Annotated in this window: 17 protein-coding genes; 3 read left to right on the forward strand and 14 right to left on the reverse strand. The window is 53.1% G+C overall.

Annotation, left to right across the window (positions count from 1 at the left end; translation table 11 throughout):
• Nucleotides 1-156 precede the first annotated feature (156 nt).
• Entirely contained in the window at nucleotides 157-366 is a 210-nt protein-coding gene (gene cspE / locus K5E19_RS07440; RefSeq protein ID WP_002439184.1) for a transcription antiterminator/RNA stability regulator CspE, read from the forward strand.
• A gap of 218 nt (nucleotides 367-584) precedes the next feature.
• Here the strand turns inward: cspE and crcB are convergent, their stop codons facing one another.
• On the reverse strand, nucleotides 585-968 hold the full coding sequence (gene crcB, locus K5E19_RS07445; RefSeq protein ID WP_221550637.1) for a fluoride efflux transporter CrcB: 384 nt from the start codon (nucleotides 966-968) through the stop codon (nucleotides 585-587).
• 67 nt (nucleotides 969-1,035) lie between these two features.
• Between crcB and K5E19_RS07450 the strand changes: the two genes are divergently transcribed.
• Entirely contained in the window at nucleotides 1,036-1,824 is a 789-nt protein-coding gene (locus K5E19_RS07450) for a deaminated glutathione amidase (RefSeq protein ID WP_221550638.1), read from the forward strand.
• A 126-nt stretch (nucleotides 1,825-1,950) separates the two neighbouring features.
• Nucleotides 1,951-2,154, forward strand: coding sequence for a twin-arginine translocase subunit TatE (gene tatE / locus K5E19_RS07455; protein WP_010428567.1), 204 nt, complete (start codon nucleotides 1,951-1,953; stop codon nucleotides 2,152-2,154).
• 81 nt (nucleotides 2,155-2,235) lie between these two features.
• Here tatE and lipA read toward each other — a convergent pair whose 3' ends face one another.
• From lipA to lptE, 13 genes are all read right to left on the reverse strand, one after another.
• Complete coding sequence (lipA, locus tag K5E19_RS07460) at nucleotides 2,236-3,201, reverse strand: lipoyl synthase (protein ID WP_100165300.1); 966 nt, start codon at nucleotides 3,199-3,201, stop codon at nucleotides 2,236-2,238.
• A gap of 207 nt (nucleotides 3,202-3,408) precedes the next feature.
• Nucleotides 3,409-4,362 (reverse strand): YbeF family transcriptional regulator, encoded by a 954-nt coding sequence (locus tag K5E19_RS07465; RefSeq protein WP_221550639.1) that lies wholly within the window; start codon nucleotides 4,360-4,362, stop codon nucleotides 3,409-3,411.
• Nucleotides 4,363-4,643: 281 nt separating this feature from the next.
• Complete coding sequence (gene lipB, locus K5E19_RS07470; RefSeq protein ID WP_221550640.1) at nucleotides 4,644-5,285, reverse strand: lipoyl(octanoyl) transferase LipB; 642 nt, start codon at nucleotides 5,283-5,285, stop codon at nucleotides 4,644-4,646.
• Between the two features lie 93 nt (nucleotides 5,286-5,378).
• Nucleotides 5,379-5,642 (reverse strand): DUF493 family protein YbeD, encoded by a 264-nt coding sequence (gene ybeD, locus K5E19_RS07475; protein ID WP_006177135.1) that lies wholly within the window; start codon nucleotides 5,640-5,642, stop codon nucleotides 5,379-5,381.
• 106 nt (nucleotides 5,643-5,748) lie between these two features.
• Nucleotides 5,749-6,960 carry a D-alanyl-D-alanine carboxypeptidase DacA gene (gene dacA / locus K5E19_RS07480; RefSeq protein ID WP_042715190.1) on the reverse strand — a complete coding sequence of 404 codons (1,212 nt, stop codon included), beginning with the start codon at nucleotides 6,958-6,960 and terminating at the stop codon, nucleotides 5,749-5,751.
• Between the two features lie 139 nt (nucleotides 6,961-7,099).
• A complete protein-coding gene (gene rlpA / locus K5E19_RS07485; protein WP_221550641.1) occupies nucleotides 7,100-8,203 on the reverse strand; it encodes an endolytic peptidoglycan transglycosylase RlpA in 1,104 nt (367 codons plus the stop codon).
• Between the two features lie 16 nt (nucleotides 8,204-8,219).
• Nucleotides 8,220-9,332, reverse strand: a complete 1,113-nt coding sequence (gene mrdB, locus K5E19_RS07490; RefSeq protein ID WP_221550642.1) for a peptidoglycan glycosyltransferase MrdB — start codon at nucleotides 9,330-9,332, stop codon at nucleotides 8,220-8,222.
• A gap of 2 nt (nucleotides 9,333-9,334) precedes the next feature.
• Nucleotides 9,335-11,236 carry a peptidoglycan DD-transpeptidase MrdA gene (gene mrdA / locus K5E19_RS07495; RefSeq protein WP_221550647.1) on the reverse strand — a complete coding sequence of 634 codons (1,902 nt, stop codon included), beginning with the start codon at nucleotides 11,234-11,236 and terminating at the stop codon, nucleotides 9,335-9,337.
• Nucleotides 11,237-11,264: 28 nt separating this feature from the next.
• Entirely contained in the window at nucleotides 11,265-11,732 is a 468-nt protein-coding gene (gene rlmH, locus K5E19_RS07500; RefSeq protein WP_221550649.1) for a 23S rRNA (pseudouridine(1915)-N(3))-methyltransferase RlmH, read from the reverse strand.
• A 3-nt stretch (nucleotides 11,733-11,735) separates the two neighbouring features.
• Nucleotides 11,736-12,053 (reverse strand): ribosome silencing factor, encoded by a 318-nt coding sequence (gene rsfS / locus K5E19_RS07505; protein ID WP_003858696.1) that lies wholly within the window; start codon nucleotides 12,051-12,053, stop codon nucleotides 11,736-11,738.
• A gap of 268 nt (nucleotides 12,054-12,321) precedes the next feature.
• Nucleotides 12,322-12,987, reverse strand: coding sequence for a nicotinate-nucleotide adenylyltransferase (gene nadD / locus K5E19_RS07510; RefSeq protein WP_221550651.1), 666 nt, complete (start codon nucleotides 12,985-12,987; stop codon nucleotides 12,322-12,324).
• Nucleotides 12,980-14,011 carry a DNA polymerase III subunit delta gene (holA, locus tag K5E19_RS07515; RefSeq protein ID WP_221550653.1) on the reverse strand — a complete coding sequence of 344 codons (1,032 nt, stop codon included), beginning with the start codon at nucleotides 14,009-14,011 and terminating at the stop codon, nucleotides 12,980-12,982. Before holA ends, nadD begins: the two co-directional genes overlap by 8 nt.
• A complete protein-coding gene (lptE, locus tag K5E19_RS07520; RefSeq protein ID WP_221550655.1) occupies nucleotides 14,011-14,580 on the reverse strand; it encodes an LPS assembly lipoprotein LptE in 570 nt (189 codons plus the stop codon). Before lptE ends, holA begins: the two co-directional genes overlap by 1 nt.
• Between the last annotated feature and the right edge of the window lie 13 nt (nucleotides 14,581-14,593).

Genomic DNA, 14,593 nt, shown 5'->3' on the forward strand with positions numbered 1-14,593 from the left:
CTGTCGTTGAATCGTAAAGGATAAAAATCCGCCAGCGAAAATTAACGCGACTTTTGTCACTTTTTATCAAAGATCCGCTGGACAAAAGGTTCCACAATTGATGTACTGATACCCGACACAGCATTTGTGTCGTTTTTTAATGTAAAGGTAATTTTGATGTCTAAGATTAAAGGTAACGTTAAGTGGTTTAATGAGTCCAAAGGATTCGGTTTCATTACTCCTGAAGATGGCAGCAAAGACGTGTTCGTACACTTCTCTGCAATCCAGTCTAATGGTTTCAAAACCCTGGCTGAAGGTCAGCGTGTTGAGTTTGAAATCACTAACGGTGCCAAAGGCCCTTCTGCTGCTAACGTAATCGCTCTGTAATTCAGACGCGTCAGCAAGAATTTCAAAACCCGCTCTCTGAGCGGGTTTTTTTCGTTCTGAATCAACCAATCAGATACATTTTCAGGAAGCTGGCAACGATCGCTACGCTCAGCAAAACCATTCCCGCGCTCATCAACTGTTCTTTCATACTGTCACCCTCGCTCCGTATTGGGTCCAGAGTGGCAGAGAAAAATTAAGCCAACATTAACGTCGGGCGATTAATGCGTACTGGCGGAAGAAAATAGCCAAAATGCGATCCCGGTCATCGCAAATGAACCGAGCATATTGATGGCGATGTTCGTCAGTGCCCAGCCAATGCGTCCTTCCTGAAACAGGAACACCACTTCGGCAGAGAAGGTGGAGAACGTCGTTAAGCCGCCGCAGAAACCGGTGGTTATCAATACTTTCCACACCGGGTCGATATGCGTCATGCGGTTAAACCACGCGAGCCCCATACCGATAATAAAGGCACCAATCAGGTTTGCTGCCAGGGTTCCCATGGGAATGGCCTGATGAAGAGGGTTAAACCGCATACTTAAAAACCACCGCGCAACGCTACCCGTGCCTCCGCCAATAAAAACGGCTATAAGTAGTTGTAACACTATAAATACCTGCTATTGGATGTGTAAGTACGTCGAGTGTAACGCTGTTTTTAGCCGGGGGACAAATATGTATGTTGCAGTAGGGCAGTTTGCGGTAACGCCGGACTGGAATGAGAATGCGGGAATATGCGTCTCCCTGATGGCCCAGGCGCGGCAGAAGGGGGCATCCTTGCTGGTGCTTCCCGAGGCGCTGCTGGCACGGGATGATAACGATCCTGATATGTCGGTTAAGTCGGCGCAGCCGCTGGACGGGGCGTTTTTACAGCAGCTGCTGGCAGAGAGCGCTGGCAATCTCATGACGACTATTTTAACGGTGCATGTTCCTTCCGCGCCGGGTCGGGCTGTGAATACGCTTGTGGCTATCCGCGGCGGAGAGATTATTGCACGCTATGCTAAGCTCCATCTCTATGATGCGTTCAACATTCAGGAGTCGCGGCTCGTCGATCCCGGCGACAGCGTTTCACCGCTACTGGAGGTCGATGGATTTAAAGTGGGATTAATGACCTGCTATGACCTGCGTTTCCCTGAAATGGCACTGAATCTGGCTTTACAGGGTGCCGACGTCCTGGTCTTGCCAGCCGCCTGGGTCAAAGGGCCCTTAAAAGAGCATCACTGGGCGACGCTGTTGGCCGCAAGGGCGCTTGATACCACCTGCTACGTGGTCGCCTCAGGAGAGTGTGGGAATAAGAATATTGGTCAGAGCAGGGTTATCGATCCGTTAGGAGTGACCATCGCCTCAGCAGCCGAAGCGCCAGCGCTTTTGCTGACGGAGATAATATCAGAGCGAATTGCGCTTGCACGTCGGCAGTTACCCGTTCTTCGCAATCGACGGTTTGCGCCACCGCAATTATTGTGATGTTTTTTTCAACAATGCTTGATTCACCTTGTTACAGATTGCTATTGTGTGCGCGCGCCAAATGTCCGTTAATACGATCGGGTTTTTGGCGCTTAATGCAGCCTGGTTTATGTAAAGAAGGTATCTATGGGTGAGATTAGTATTACCAAACTGCTGGTGGTTGCCGCACTGGTCGTCCTGCTGTTTGGTACCAAGAAGTTACGCACGTTGGGTGGAGACCTGGGTGCTGCCATTAAAGGCTTTAAGAAAGCGATGAATGACGATGACGCGGCCGCGAAGAAAAGCGCCGAAGATAGTGTTCCTGCAGAGAAGCTTTCGCACAAAGAGTAATGGCAATCCTGCAAGGCTTGCATAAAAAAACCGGCTCACGAGGCCGGTTTTTTTGTGTTTCTGTAAAATGATATTACAGGTTTATTTTACTTCTTCGCCTTTCGCCTGCATATCGGCATGGTAGGAAGAGCGAACAAACGGGCCACACGCCGCATGGGTAAAGCCCATTGCCATGGCTTCGGCTTTCATCTCGTCGAACTCATCCGGGCTCACATAGCGCTGCACCGGCAGGTGGTGACGGCTTGGCTGCAGATACTGCCCCAGCGTCAGCATAGTGACACCGTGGCGACGCAGATCGCGCATCACTTCGATGATTTCAGCATTGGTTTCACCGAGACCCACCATCAGACCGGACTTGGTCGGAATATGCGGATGCGCTTCTTTAAAACGCTCCAGCAACTTCAGAGACCAGTTGTAGTCTGCGCCTGGACGCACCTGGCGGTAAATACGCGGCACGTTTTCCAGGTTGTGGTTGAATACGTCTGGTGGGGTGGCGGTGAGGATATCCAGCGCGCGGTCCATACGTCCACGGAAATCGGGAACCAGCGTCTCAATCTTAATGTTTGGGCTTTTCTCGCGGATGGCAGTAATGCAGTCTGCAAAGTGCTGTGCGCCACCATCACGCAGGTCATCACGGTCAACCGAGGTGATAACGACATAACGCAACGCCATGTCGGCGATGGTTTGCGCCAGTTTCTGCGGCTCGTTCACATCTGGCGCAACAGGGCGGCCATGAGCAACGTCGCAGAACGGGCAGCGGCGGGTACAGATGGCACCCAAAATCATAAATGTCGCAGTACCGTGATTGAAACATTCAGCAAGGTTAGGGCAGGAGGCTTCTTCACACACGGAGTGAAGGCCATTTTTGCGCATCGCCGCTTTGATCCCCTGGATACGCGAAGAGTCCGCCGGCAGTTTGATTTTCATCCATTCCGGTTTTCTTAACAGCGCTTCGCGCTCTGTAGCCACGTTTTTAACCGGGATAAGGGCCATTTTATCGGCATCGCGGTATTTAACACCGCGTTCCATCACAATGGGTTTACTCATAGCGTGCGTGTTCCAGTTGCGAATATCGAAGGAAAGCGTTTCAATTCAAGGGAATGTTGTATTTATCAACTATTTTTGAACGAACGACAGGCAGTATATCATTGAAACGGTCGGTAAAGCAGCCTGCCAGGTCGCCAATTTGTAAAATAGTTGTTGTTTTGTGCGTTTTGCCCCGCATGCAGCAGGGGCTTGTGCTGTCGGGCGGGTTCAGAAGGCCTGGCGGATAACGTTGATGACGTTTTCCAGTACCGGATCGCGCAGGCTTAGCTTGTTGTAATGCAGCGAAATTTCAAGCGTTTCGTCATTCAACTGCTCGAGCGGAATGCTCTCCAGCGGCCAGCATTTGCGCAGCAGGTTAAAGAGGCGCAGAGGCATGACGCACAGCATGTCGCTGCTGCCAATAAGGGATGCAACGGTAAACATATTGTAACTGCTGAAGCTCACCTGGCGCTCCGGGAAGAGTTCATCAATGCGCTGGCGTAGCGGGTTGGATCCCTGGCCTTCAGCCATAAAAGAGGAATGCTCGTAGGCGCGCAGGTTTTCTAGCGTCAAAGGCGCATTGAACGCGGGATGATGCTGACGGCATACCAGGATCAGGCTGTCGGCGTACAGGACATGCTGGCCTAAAGCCCTTGCACTGAAATGATTGCTGTCAATGATCAGGTCGGTCTGGAACTGCGCCAACTGGGTTTCAGGATCATTCACGGTGACGTTGCGGATCAACAGCTGCGGCGCATGTTGCTTTATTGTCTTGTAGATAGCAGGCATCACCAGCACGCCCAGTGAGGGGGAGGTGCCAATGGTAATTGTTCTGTGTTTATCGTAGCTGCCCGTAAGGTCCAGCGCACCGAGAATCGATTCCAGTCCCTGGCTGATGTATTCATGCAGATGCGTGGCATAAGCCGTGGGGGTTACGCCCTGGCCCTTACGTATAAATAATGGATCCGGGAAAATAGCGCGCAGCTTTTGAATTGACTGGCTAATTGCTGAAGGAGTCAGATTGAGAATTTTCGCAGCGTTAACGATACCCTTATGGACATAAACTGCCTCAAAAATAGTCAACAAGTTGAGATCAATATTACGTAAAGTCCGAAAAATTTGTGGCTTATCTTCACCGCCGGGTTCATTCAGGCGTTTGGCTGGTAAATTAGTAGACTCCACGCTTTCACTCCGTATCCATTCACAATATGAATGATAGTTGAATTTATTTTTTATGCTTGCAGAGATTCGTAAAGTGTTTCACTTATTTAACGAAAACAGACAGTTGGGTGATTGTCACGCAAGTAGTATGAGATCCGCAGGCGGCACTATCAAATTGATGAATAATATGTATCGCTAATATGCGGGCGCTTCGAAAATATAGAATCTGCTGATTGTTGTAAAGCGTAAATGCGGGAAATAGCCGTGGCCCGTCAAATAATCGAGCCACTAGCAAGCATATATTAAGCAGGGATATATTCGTGAGGAGGATTGTTAAGCAGTGCTAAAAAGTTCTTCAAAAGTACAGGACGAATAATATCCGGGGTGGCGGTGGCTACCCACTGGCGCATTTGCGTCATCTCCATACCCGCATAGCCGCACGGGTTGATGCGCAGGAAGGGGGTGAGATCCATATTGATGTTGAGCGCCAGCCCATGGAATGAACAGCCTTTACGAATGCGCAGACCCAACGAACAGATCTTCATCTCTCCTACATATACGCCCGGCGCATCCGCACGCGGATGGGCGTCGATGCCGTATTCTGCAAGGGTGTTTACGACGGTTTGTTCCAGCAGGGTGACAAGTTCACGGACGCCTAACTTTCTGCGCTTCAGGTTGAGCAACACGTACATGACCTGCTGACCCGGCCCATGATAGGTGACCTGTCCACCACGATCGCTCTGGATCACCGGGATATCGCCCGTCATCAACAGATGTTCGGCTTTTCCTGCCTGCCCCTGGGTAAACACAGGGAGGTGTTCAACCAGCCAGATTTCATCGGGTGTGGTTTCATCGCGTGAATCGGTGAAATCATGCATAGCCTGGGAGACAGGCTCGTAAGGTTGAAGCCCGAGATGGCGGACAAGAATGTTATCCTGGTACAAAACGACGTCTCCGAAGACGGGGAGAAAAGGGTGCGGAAAGTATATCACAGCAGGAAGAGGGGTTACCCGGCAAACCGGGTAACCGCAGAGGGACTACAGCACCATACGAACGATTTCGATATTGCCGAGTTCTTCGTACAGCGTCTCAACCTGCTCAATGTGTGTCGCAGTGATGGTAATAGAAACCGAGTGGTAGTTGCCCTTGCTGCTTGGTTTTACTGACGGAGAGTAGTCACCCGGCGCATGGCGCTGTACCACTTCAACCACCTGATCAACCAGCTCAGGCTTCGCCAGACCCATTACTTTGTAAGTAAATGAGGTAGGGAATTCAAGCAGTTCGTTAAGTTTGGTTTTCATGTCAGCTCCGGCGTAACGTCAAAAAATAATAACTCCCACGTCAGGTGGGAGTTATCAGGATACTTAGTATATGGGGATCAAAATCACACTTTCAAGTGTTCAGTTTTTAGCCAAACCAGTGGTGGAACATCAATTTAATGTAATCAATGATTTTGCTGAAGAAATTGCCTTCAGGAATTTCATCCAGCACCACGAGCGGACGCTGATCGATGGTTTTGCCGTCAAGTTGGAAGTTGATGGTACCCACCACCTGATTCTTCTGCAGCGGGGCGTGCAGTTCAGTGGTGTTGAGCACGTAGCTCGCTTTCAGATCTTTCATGCGGCCACGAGGAATGGTCAGATACAGATCTTTATCCACACCCAGTGAAGCACGGTCATTATCACCGAACCAGACTGGCTCAGAGGCGAACTCTTTACCCGCTTTCAGCGGATTGACGGTTTCGAAGAAACGGAAGCCCCAGGTCAGCAGTTTTTTGCTTTCGGTTTCACGACCTTTGAAGGTGCGACCGCCCATCACGGCGGAAATCAGGCGCATCTGGCCTTCAGTCGCAGAGGCCACCAGGTTGTAACCCGCTTTATCGGTATGGCCAGTCTTGATGCCGTCAACGTTCAGGCTGTTATCCCACAGCAGGCCGTTACGGTTGGTCTGACGGATACCGTTGAAGGTGAACTCTTTTTCTTTATAGATGGTGTATTCGTTCGGGACGTCACGGATCAGAGCCTGACCAATCAGGGCCATGTCACGTGCTGAGCTGTACTGACCGTCTGCGTCCAGGCCGTGTACGGTCTGGAAGTGACTGTTTTTCAGACCCAGTGCGGAAACATAGCTGTTCATCAGGCCAACAAACGCGTCCTGGCTGCCTGCTGCGAAATCGGCCATGGCGACGCAGGCGTCGTTACCAGACTGCAGGTTGATACCACGGATCAGCTGGGAGACGGGAACCTGCATGCCAGGTTTCAGGAACATCAACGATGATCCTTTGAACACCGGGTTACCGGTCGCCCAGGCATCGTTACCGATGGTGACCAGGTCGGTTTCCTTGAATTTCCCTGCCTTCATGGCCTGGCCGATAACGTAGCTGGTCATCATTTTAGTCAGACTGGCCGGATCGCGACGGGCATCGGCATTCTGTTCTGCCAGAACTTTGCCAGAGTTGTAATCGATCAGGATGTAGGATTCCGCGTCGATTTGCGGAACGCCAGGGATCATGGTCTTGATGTTCAGGTCATCCGCGTGAGCTGCAGAGAGAGCAGCTGCGCAAAGGGCCGCGGTCAGCGCCATGCGCTGCACAAAACGAGCAGAAAAAGTGGTCTTCATGGTCAGAACTACGACATCCGTGATGGAATTAAAAAAAGTGCCTTACTATAGCAAATGCTATACAGGCAGGCATCCGACTTTCATCATGAGATTGTGAATGTGTTTTACACAAATTGACATTTCGGATACCGCCGATTCATTACTTTGCAACAGTGATAAACGACTGGAGCTGCGCTTCGCTTTGTAAGCGCTGTTGCAGGGAAGCTGCCTGCGATTTGCTGGCAAACGGCCCCATCTGAATACGCCAGACTGCACCGTTTTGCTCAACGCGGCCCGGCACGCTGAACTGCTGGCTTAAGCGCTGCTGATACTGTTGTGCACGAGCCTGATCGCTGACGGCGCCGACCTGAACCACGTAGCTGCCGCTTGCGGCAGCAGGGGCGGGAGCACTTTGCGTAGGCGCTGGTGCGGTTACGGGAGCTGGTTGCGTGACCGGGGCTGCCACAACCGGGGCTGGCGTGGGTTCACTGCCTTCAAGAACGCCAGAGGATAAGGTTGTCGGCGCACCGAGGAAACCGCTGCTTTTCACCGGGGCACCGGTACTGTCATCGCTTTGTAACGTATCGTTACTGATGGCGCGGACTTCGCCCTGAGGTTGAGCTGGCTCTGCAGGGGTAGACGCGCCTCCCATCCCGCCACTCAGGTCTGGGCGAGCCGGCAGGGCATAGGTTTGTTTCGCGACTGTCGTACAGGCAGTGCCTGGACCTGAAAGGGTGCCGTCCTGCGCAACGATGATCGGATCGATACGCACCTTGGTGTTGTTCGAGGTGTTCAGACGGTCAGCCGCTGCTCGGGACAGCGAGATGACGCGGTCATTCCCGTACGGGCCACGGTCGTTGATACGCACGACGATCATCCGGCCGTTCGCCAGGTTCGTGACGCGAGCATAGCTTGGGATCGGCAGAGTGGGATGCGCCGCCGTGATTTGCATCGGATCGAAGGTTTCGCCTGATGCGGTCAGGTTACTACCCGGCTCGGCATCATAAATGGCGGCAAAGCCAGCCTGGCTGAAACGGGAAGGATCCTGAACAATTTTGAAGCTTTTGCCGTCGCGCTGATAATCCTGATTCGCCGTTGCGTTCAGCGGTTCATAGATCGGATCGGCACCGCTAATTTCAACAATCGGGCCGTTACAGACCGCAGGCTGCGGCGGCGCGACGGTTGCCTGTTGCTGACCATCATCACTTGTGCAGGCTGCAAGTAAACTTGCTGCGATGCAGATCCCCAGCCACTGCTTACGCATTGCGATCCCCTTATTTTTATACGCTTTTGGACAACATTTTTCTGTGGGTATGGATCGACATGACGATACCAAACCCGGCCATCAACACGATCAGTGCCGAGCCCCCGTAACTCACCAGCGGCAGCGGTACGCCTACAACCGGCAGAATACCACTCACCATACCAATATTTACGAAGACATAAACGAATAAAATCAACATCAATCCGCCTGCCATCACGCGCCCAAAGGTGGTTTGCGCTCGTGCGGCAATCCACAGACCTCGCATGATCAGCAGCACGTAGAGCGCCAGCAGAATTAAGATGCCAACCAGCCCTAACTCTTCCGCCAGCACCGCAAAGATGAAGTCGGTGTGGCGTTCCGGTAAGAATTCCAGCTGCGACTGCGTGCCATGCAGCCAGCCTTTCCCGCGCAGGCCACCGGAGCCAATTGCAATCTTCGACTGAATAATATGATAGCCCGCACCCAGCGGATCGGTTTCAGGATCGAGGAGCATCATCACGCGCTGGCGCTGGTAATCATGCATCAGGAAGAACCAGAGGATCGGGATAAAGGCGGCAACCAGCACCACCGCGATACCGATCAGTCGCCAGCTCAGGCCTGACAGGAACAGGACAAACAGGCCGGACAGCGCGATAAGAATCGAGGTGCCGAGGTCAGGCTGTGCTGCAACCAGCAAGGTCGGCAGGAAAATCAGCACCAGCGCGATCGCGGTATTTTTTAGCGAAGGCGGGCAGACGTCGCGGTTTATAAAGCGCGCGACCATCAGCGGTACGGCAATTTTCGCGATTTCTGACGGCTGGAAGCGAACGATCCCCAGATCCAGCCAGCGCTGTGCGCCCTTGGATATCGCACCAAAGGCATCCACCGCAACAAGCAGGATGATACAGAAAATATAGAGGTAGGGCGCCCAGCCTTCGTACACGCGGGGTGGGATCTGCGCCATCACCACCATGATGATCAGGCCCATCGCGATTTGGCCGATTTTGCGCTCCATCATGCCGATGTCCTGACCGCTGGCGCTCCAGATAACCAGGGCGCTGTATACCAGCAAAGCCAGCAGAATCAATAGCATGGCAGGGTCAATGTGGATCTTGTCCCACAGCGATTTTTTATTCGGATTATCCGTCATGATTATTGGTCCTCCGCCGCAGCGGCTGCCGGGTTTTCTGCCGGCAGTTCGGTGTTGTTATCACCCAGCATAATGTGGTCGAGGATTTGACGCATGATGGTACCCACAGCCGGACCTGCACCGCCGTTTTCGAGAATCATCGCCACTGCAACCTGCGGGTTATCATAAGGGGCAAACGCCGTCATGAGCTTGTGGTCACGCAGACGTTCAGCAATTTTGTGCGCGTTATAGGTTTCGTTTGCCTTCAGGCCGAAGACCTGAGCCGTCCCCGATTTGGCCGCCACTTTATAAGGTGCACCCGCAAAGTATTTATGCGCGGTCCCGTTTGGACGGTTTGCCACGCCGTACATACCATCTTTGGCAATTTCCCAGAAGCCGGAATGGATGTCGCCCACCGGGGCCTCATGCGGCTGGATCCAAGGGACTTTCTTGCCATTCTCAACCGTACTTTGCAGCAGATGCGGAACCTTCACCACGCCGTCGTTGATGAGGATCATCATCGCTTTGTTCATCTGCAGCGGGGTGGCTGTCCAGTAACCCTGGCCGATCCCGACCGGAATGGTATCGCCCTGATACCACGGCTTCTTAAAGCGCTTCAGCTTCCATTCGCGGGTTGGCATATTGCCAGAACGTTCTTCCGCAAGATCGATGCCGGTGTAGTGTCCGTAGCCGAATTTACTCATCCACGTCGACAGACGATCGATGCCCATGTCATAGGCGACCTGGTAGAAGAAGGTATCCGCAGACTCTTCTAGTGATTTGGTTACGTTCAGATGACCGTGACCCCATTTCTTCCAGTCGCGGTAACGTTTTTCAGAGCCAGGCAGCTGCCACCAGCCGGGGTCAAACAGGCTGGTATTACGATTGATCACGCCCGCACTCAGTGCAGAAACCGCAACGTAAGGTTTTACCGTTGACGCAGGCGGGTAGACACCCTGCGTCGCACGGTTAACCAGCGGGGTGTTCGGATCGTTAAGCAGACCGGAATAATCTTTGCTGGAGATACCGTCCACGAAGAGGTTAGGATCGTAGCTCGGCATGGAGACCATGGCCAGAATTCCACCGGTGCGCGGATCGGTGACGATAACGGCGGCACGGCTGCCTGCCAGCAGGGTTTCGATATACTGCTGCAGCTTAAGGTCGAGTGTCAGATACACATCATGGCCCGCCTGCGGTGGCACCTCTTTCAGCTGGCGGATTACGCGGCCACGGTTGTTAACTTCAACCTCCTCATAGCCGGTTTCGCCGTGCAGCACATCTTCATAATAACGCTCAATCCCCAGCTTACCGATATCATGCGTTGCGGCGTAGTTGGCCAGCTTGCCGTCTTTATCAAGGCGGTCAACGTCTTTATCGTTAATCTTGGAAACGTAGCCAATCACGTGCGTCAGCGCAGAGCCGTAAGGATAGTAGCGGCGCTTATAGCCTTTCACTTCCACGCCGGGGAATCGATACTGGTTCACGGCAAAACGGGCTACCTGCACTTCTGTCAGGTTGGTTTTGACCGGAATAGACGTGAAGCGGTGAGAACGGGAGCGCTCTTTTTTAAAGGCGGCGATATCGTCATCGTTGAGGTCGACAACGCTTCTCAGGGCGTTCAGCGTATCCTGCACGTTATCGACCTTTTCCGGCATCATCTCGATTTGATAGATGGTGCGGTTCAAGGCCAGCGGCGTGCCGTTACGGTCGTAGATAATGCCGCGGCTTGGCGCGATCGGCACCAGCTTGATGCGGTTCTCGTTTGAACGCGTCTGGTAGTCGGTGAAGCGGACAATTTGCAGATTATAGAGGTTGGCGATCAGCACGCCGGTCAGCAGCAAAATCCCCGTAAAGGCGACCAGCGCCCGGCGCACAAACAGCGCGGACTCAGCCGTATAGTCGCGAAAAGAATTCTGTAGTTTCATCCGCTGCTTAATCTACCCTGGTCAGTCATTACTCGCGGTGGTAGGGGTGGTTGGTAGTAATGCTCCACGCGCGGTACAGGCTTTCTGCCACCAGCACCCTGACAAGCGGGTGGGGGAGCGTCAGCGCGGAGAGGGACCAACTTTGTTCTGCTGCCGCTTTGCAGGCGGGGGATAACCCTTCAGGTCCGCCAATCAACAGACTGACATCACGCCCATCCTGCTTCCAGCGCTCCAGTTCGTGCGCCAGCTGCGGCGTATCCCAGGGTTTCCCTGGAATATCGAGGGTAACGATGCGGTTTTTGCCTGCGGCAGCCAGCATCAGCTCACCCTCTTTATCGAGAATACGTTTGATATCCGCGTTCTTGCCGCGCTTACCGGCAGGAATTTCCACCAGTTCGAACGGCATATCTTTTGGAAAACGACGCAGATACTCAGTAAAACCGGTTTGTACCCAGCCCGGCATTTTGGTGCCGACGGCGACCAGCTGCAACTTCACGCATTAACCCCAGAGTTTTTCCAGCTCATACAGGCGACGACTCTCTTCCTGCATGACATGGACAATCACATCGCCGAGGTCAACAACCACCCAGTCAGCGGTCGCTTCACCTTCAACGCCAAGCGGTAACAGCCCTGCTGCACGTGATTCCTGAACGACGTGATCGGCAATCGAAACCACATGGCGAGTAGATGTACCGGTGCAGATAATCATGCAGTCGGTGATGCTGGATTTACCTTTAACGTCGATAGCGATGATGTCCTGACCTTTCAGGTCATCAATTTTGTCGATAACAAAATCCTGGAGTGCTTTACCCTGCAAGTTTTCCCCCTGGGTGAATGAGATTGTGTAACTATAAATTCGTGGCCAGACAGTATACCTGAACTGACGCCAGTGTCGGGACAAATGTCACCGGCCGGGCTTTTGAAGGCGGGTATCATCCCACCCTCCGCCGGAGATTGCATCGCCATTTTTGTAAAACAATTTCTGTAAAGCAATGATCGGCGGGAAAGTCTGGCAGCGGAGGATAACAGTATGGCTTACTCTGTCAAGGCAGGATAATCAATCAGCCGCTTTTTCTTGCCTCAGGCTATGCGTCTGCGCTTTTCTGATACAACCCGTGCTGATTGATATACGCCAGAACGGACGAAGGCAGCATATCGTCACAGGCTAAACCCTGCTGCAGGCGCTCGCGAATGAGCGTCGCAGAAATATCAAACCACGGCGTTTCTGCCAGATAAATCTTCCCGGCAGGCTGATTATGCAGATCTTCCACGTTGTCGGTGAGGTGCGCTTCAAGCCATTGCTGGTACTGTTGTTCTCGCATGGTCAGCGGATACCCGGGGCGACGGCACACGAGAAGGTGGCTGTTCTCCAGTATGGTTTCATACTGATGCCAGGTGGGGAAGTTGAGCAGGGAATCCTGACCGATAATAAAGGCCAGCGGTTTATCCGGCCCTTGTTCAGCTCGCCACTCCTGCAGCGTCTGGGACGTCCAGGACGGGGTGTTGCGACGTAACTCCCGCACGTCAAGACGGAAAAGGGGTTTATCCGCAATCGCCAGGGCGAGCATCTCTTTTCGCTGCTCGCTGGTAGCCTCTGGCTGAGGGCGGTGCGGCGGAACGTTATTGGGCATAATGATAACGCGCTGCAGGCCAATCAGATTCGCCAGAATTTCAACCGGCTTAAGATGCCCGTAATGCACCGGGTCGAAGGTTCCGCCGTACAGCGCTTGTAGAGAATGCATGCTATCCATCGATAAATACGTCTGCCAGTGCCTTGTGGCAGAGCAGCAGTGAAAGGCTTTCCAGCTCCGACCAGACCGACTGACCGTAATCTTGTTTCAACGTGAGCTCGGCGCGCATCAGTAGCTGCACAGCCTGGCGCAGCTGTTCATGACTCAGTCGGTTGATGGCCTCGGTGGTCATCGCCCTGCGGTTTTGCCATACACGGTGTTTATCAAACAGTGAACGCAATGGCGTATGGGCAGACTGACGCTTGAGCGTATTCAGTAACAACAGCTCCCGCTGGAGCGTGCGCAGCAAAATGACAGGTTCACTGCCTTCAAGACGCAGCTGCTGCAAAATGTGCAGCGCGCGTTTGCTCTTTGCTGACAGCAGCGCGTCAACCCAGTGAAACGGCGTAAAGTGGGCTGCATCGTTTACCGCCTGCTCAACACGCGGTAACGTCAGTTTGCCGTCAGGCCAAAGCAGAGAAAGCCTGTCCAGTGCCTGCGCCAGCGCCAGCAGGTTGCCTTCATAGCAGTAGCAAAGCAGCTGGTTCGCCGCCTCATCCAACTGAAGATTGTGCTGTTTTGCTCGCGCGGCAACCCATTTTGGCAGATGCGTCTGTTCAGGTGTCTGGCAGGTGACCTGTACGGCGTTGGTCGCAAGTTGCGTAAACCACGTTGCGTTTTCCTGCGCCTTGGTGAGCTTGTTGCCGCGCACAATCAGCAGCAGATCGCTGTGCAACAGGCTGACCAGCGTGGCGAGTTGCTCATTTATGGCCGCATTAGGGCCATTTTCTGGCAGCAGGATCTGGATTGTCTGGCGCGATGCAAACAGGCTCATTGCCTGGCAAAGTGAAAAGACGGCGTTCCAGTCGGTGTTATTGTCCAGCTGAACGGTGTGGTGTTCATCAAAGCCCTGAGCGACCGCCGCGTGACGAACGGCATCCAGACTTTCCTGAAGTAATAGCGGATCGTTTCCGAGCAGCAGATACGCCGCGCGCAGCCCTTCATTGAGCTGCGCGCGGAGTTGTTCAGGATACAACCTGATCATCAGTTACCCATCGACGTTGACATGGTCGGCGCGTTAGCGTCCGGTGTGTCGATAATGTCAGAGCCTTGTTTCGTCGACGCAGCAATACTTGGCAGTTTACGGATCAGCTGTTCCGCTGCCTTATCATACATTTCGTTGATGATAATCTGCTGCTCGGCATCTTTTGCCAGCGCCGTTTGCGGGTTATCGAAGAACGAACGGTAGACTTTAGTACTGATTGGGTAAATATCTTTACCCGGGATCAATACGGCCGCTTTCACGTTAAGCACCATCTGATATTCCGCAGTACGGCCATCCTGGAAGATGGACGCGGTATCTTTTGACAACGTCGAGGTCAGGATGCGCAATGACGGAACATCCTGGCGCAGCGTGCCTTTCTCGATCAACTCAACATCGTTCAAACGGAGCTGGTTACGAACAGCCCGGCTGAGTGGACCATTCGGATCTGATGAATCGAAAATCATCGTTTTCATCTCAGCAGGCACCGCCGTGGTATTGCGCAGGTGCCAGCCACAGCCAGCGGTGACAAGCACCGCCAGTGATAAGAGTATTGTTGCCAGTTGTCGCACGTTTCCTCCCGCG

This window comes from Enterobacter sp. RIT637 (assembly GCF_019718755.1).
In the GTDB taxonomy this organism is placed as follows: domain Bacteria; phylum Pseudomonadota; class Gammaproteobacteria; order Enterobacterales; family Enterobacteriaceae; genus Enterobacter.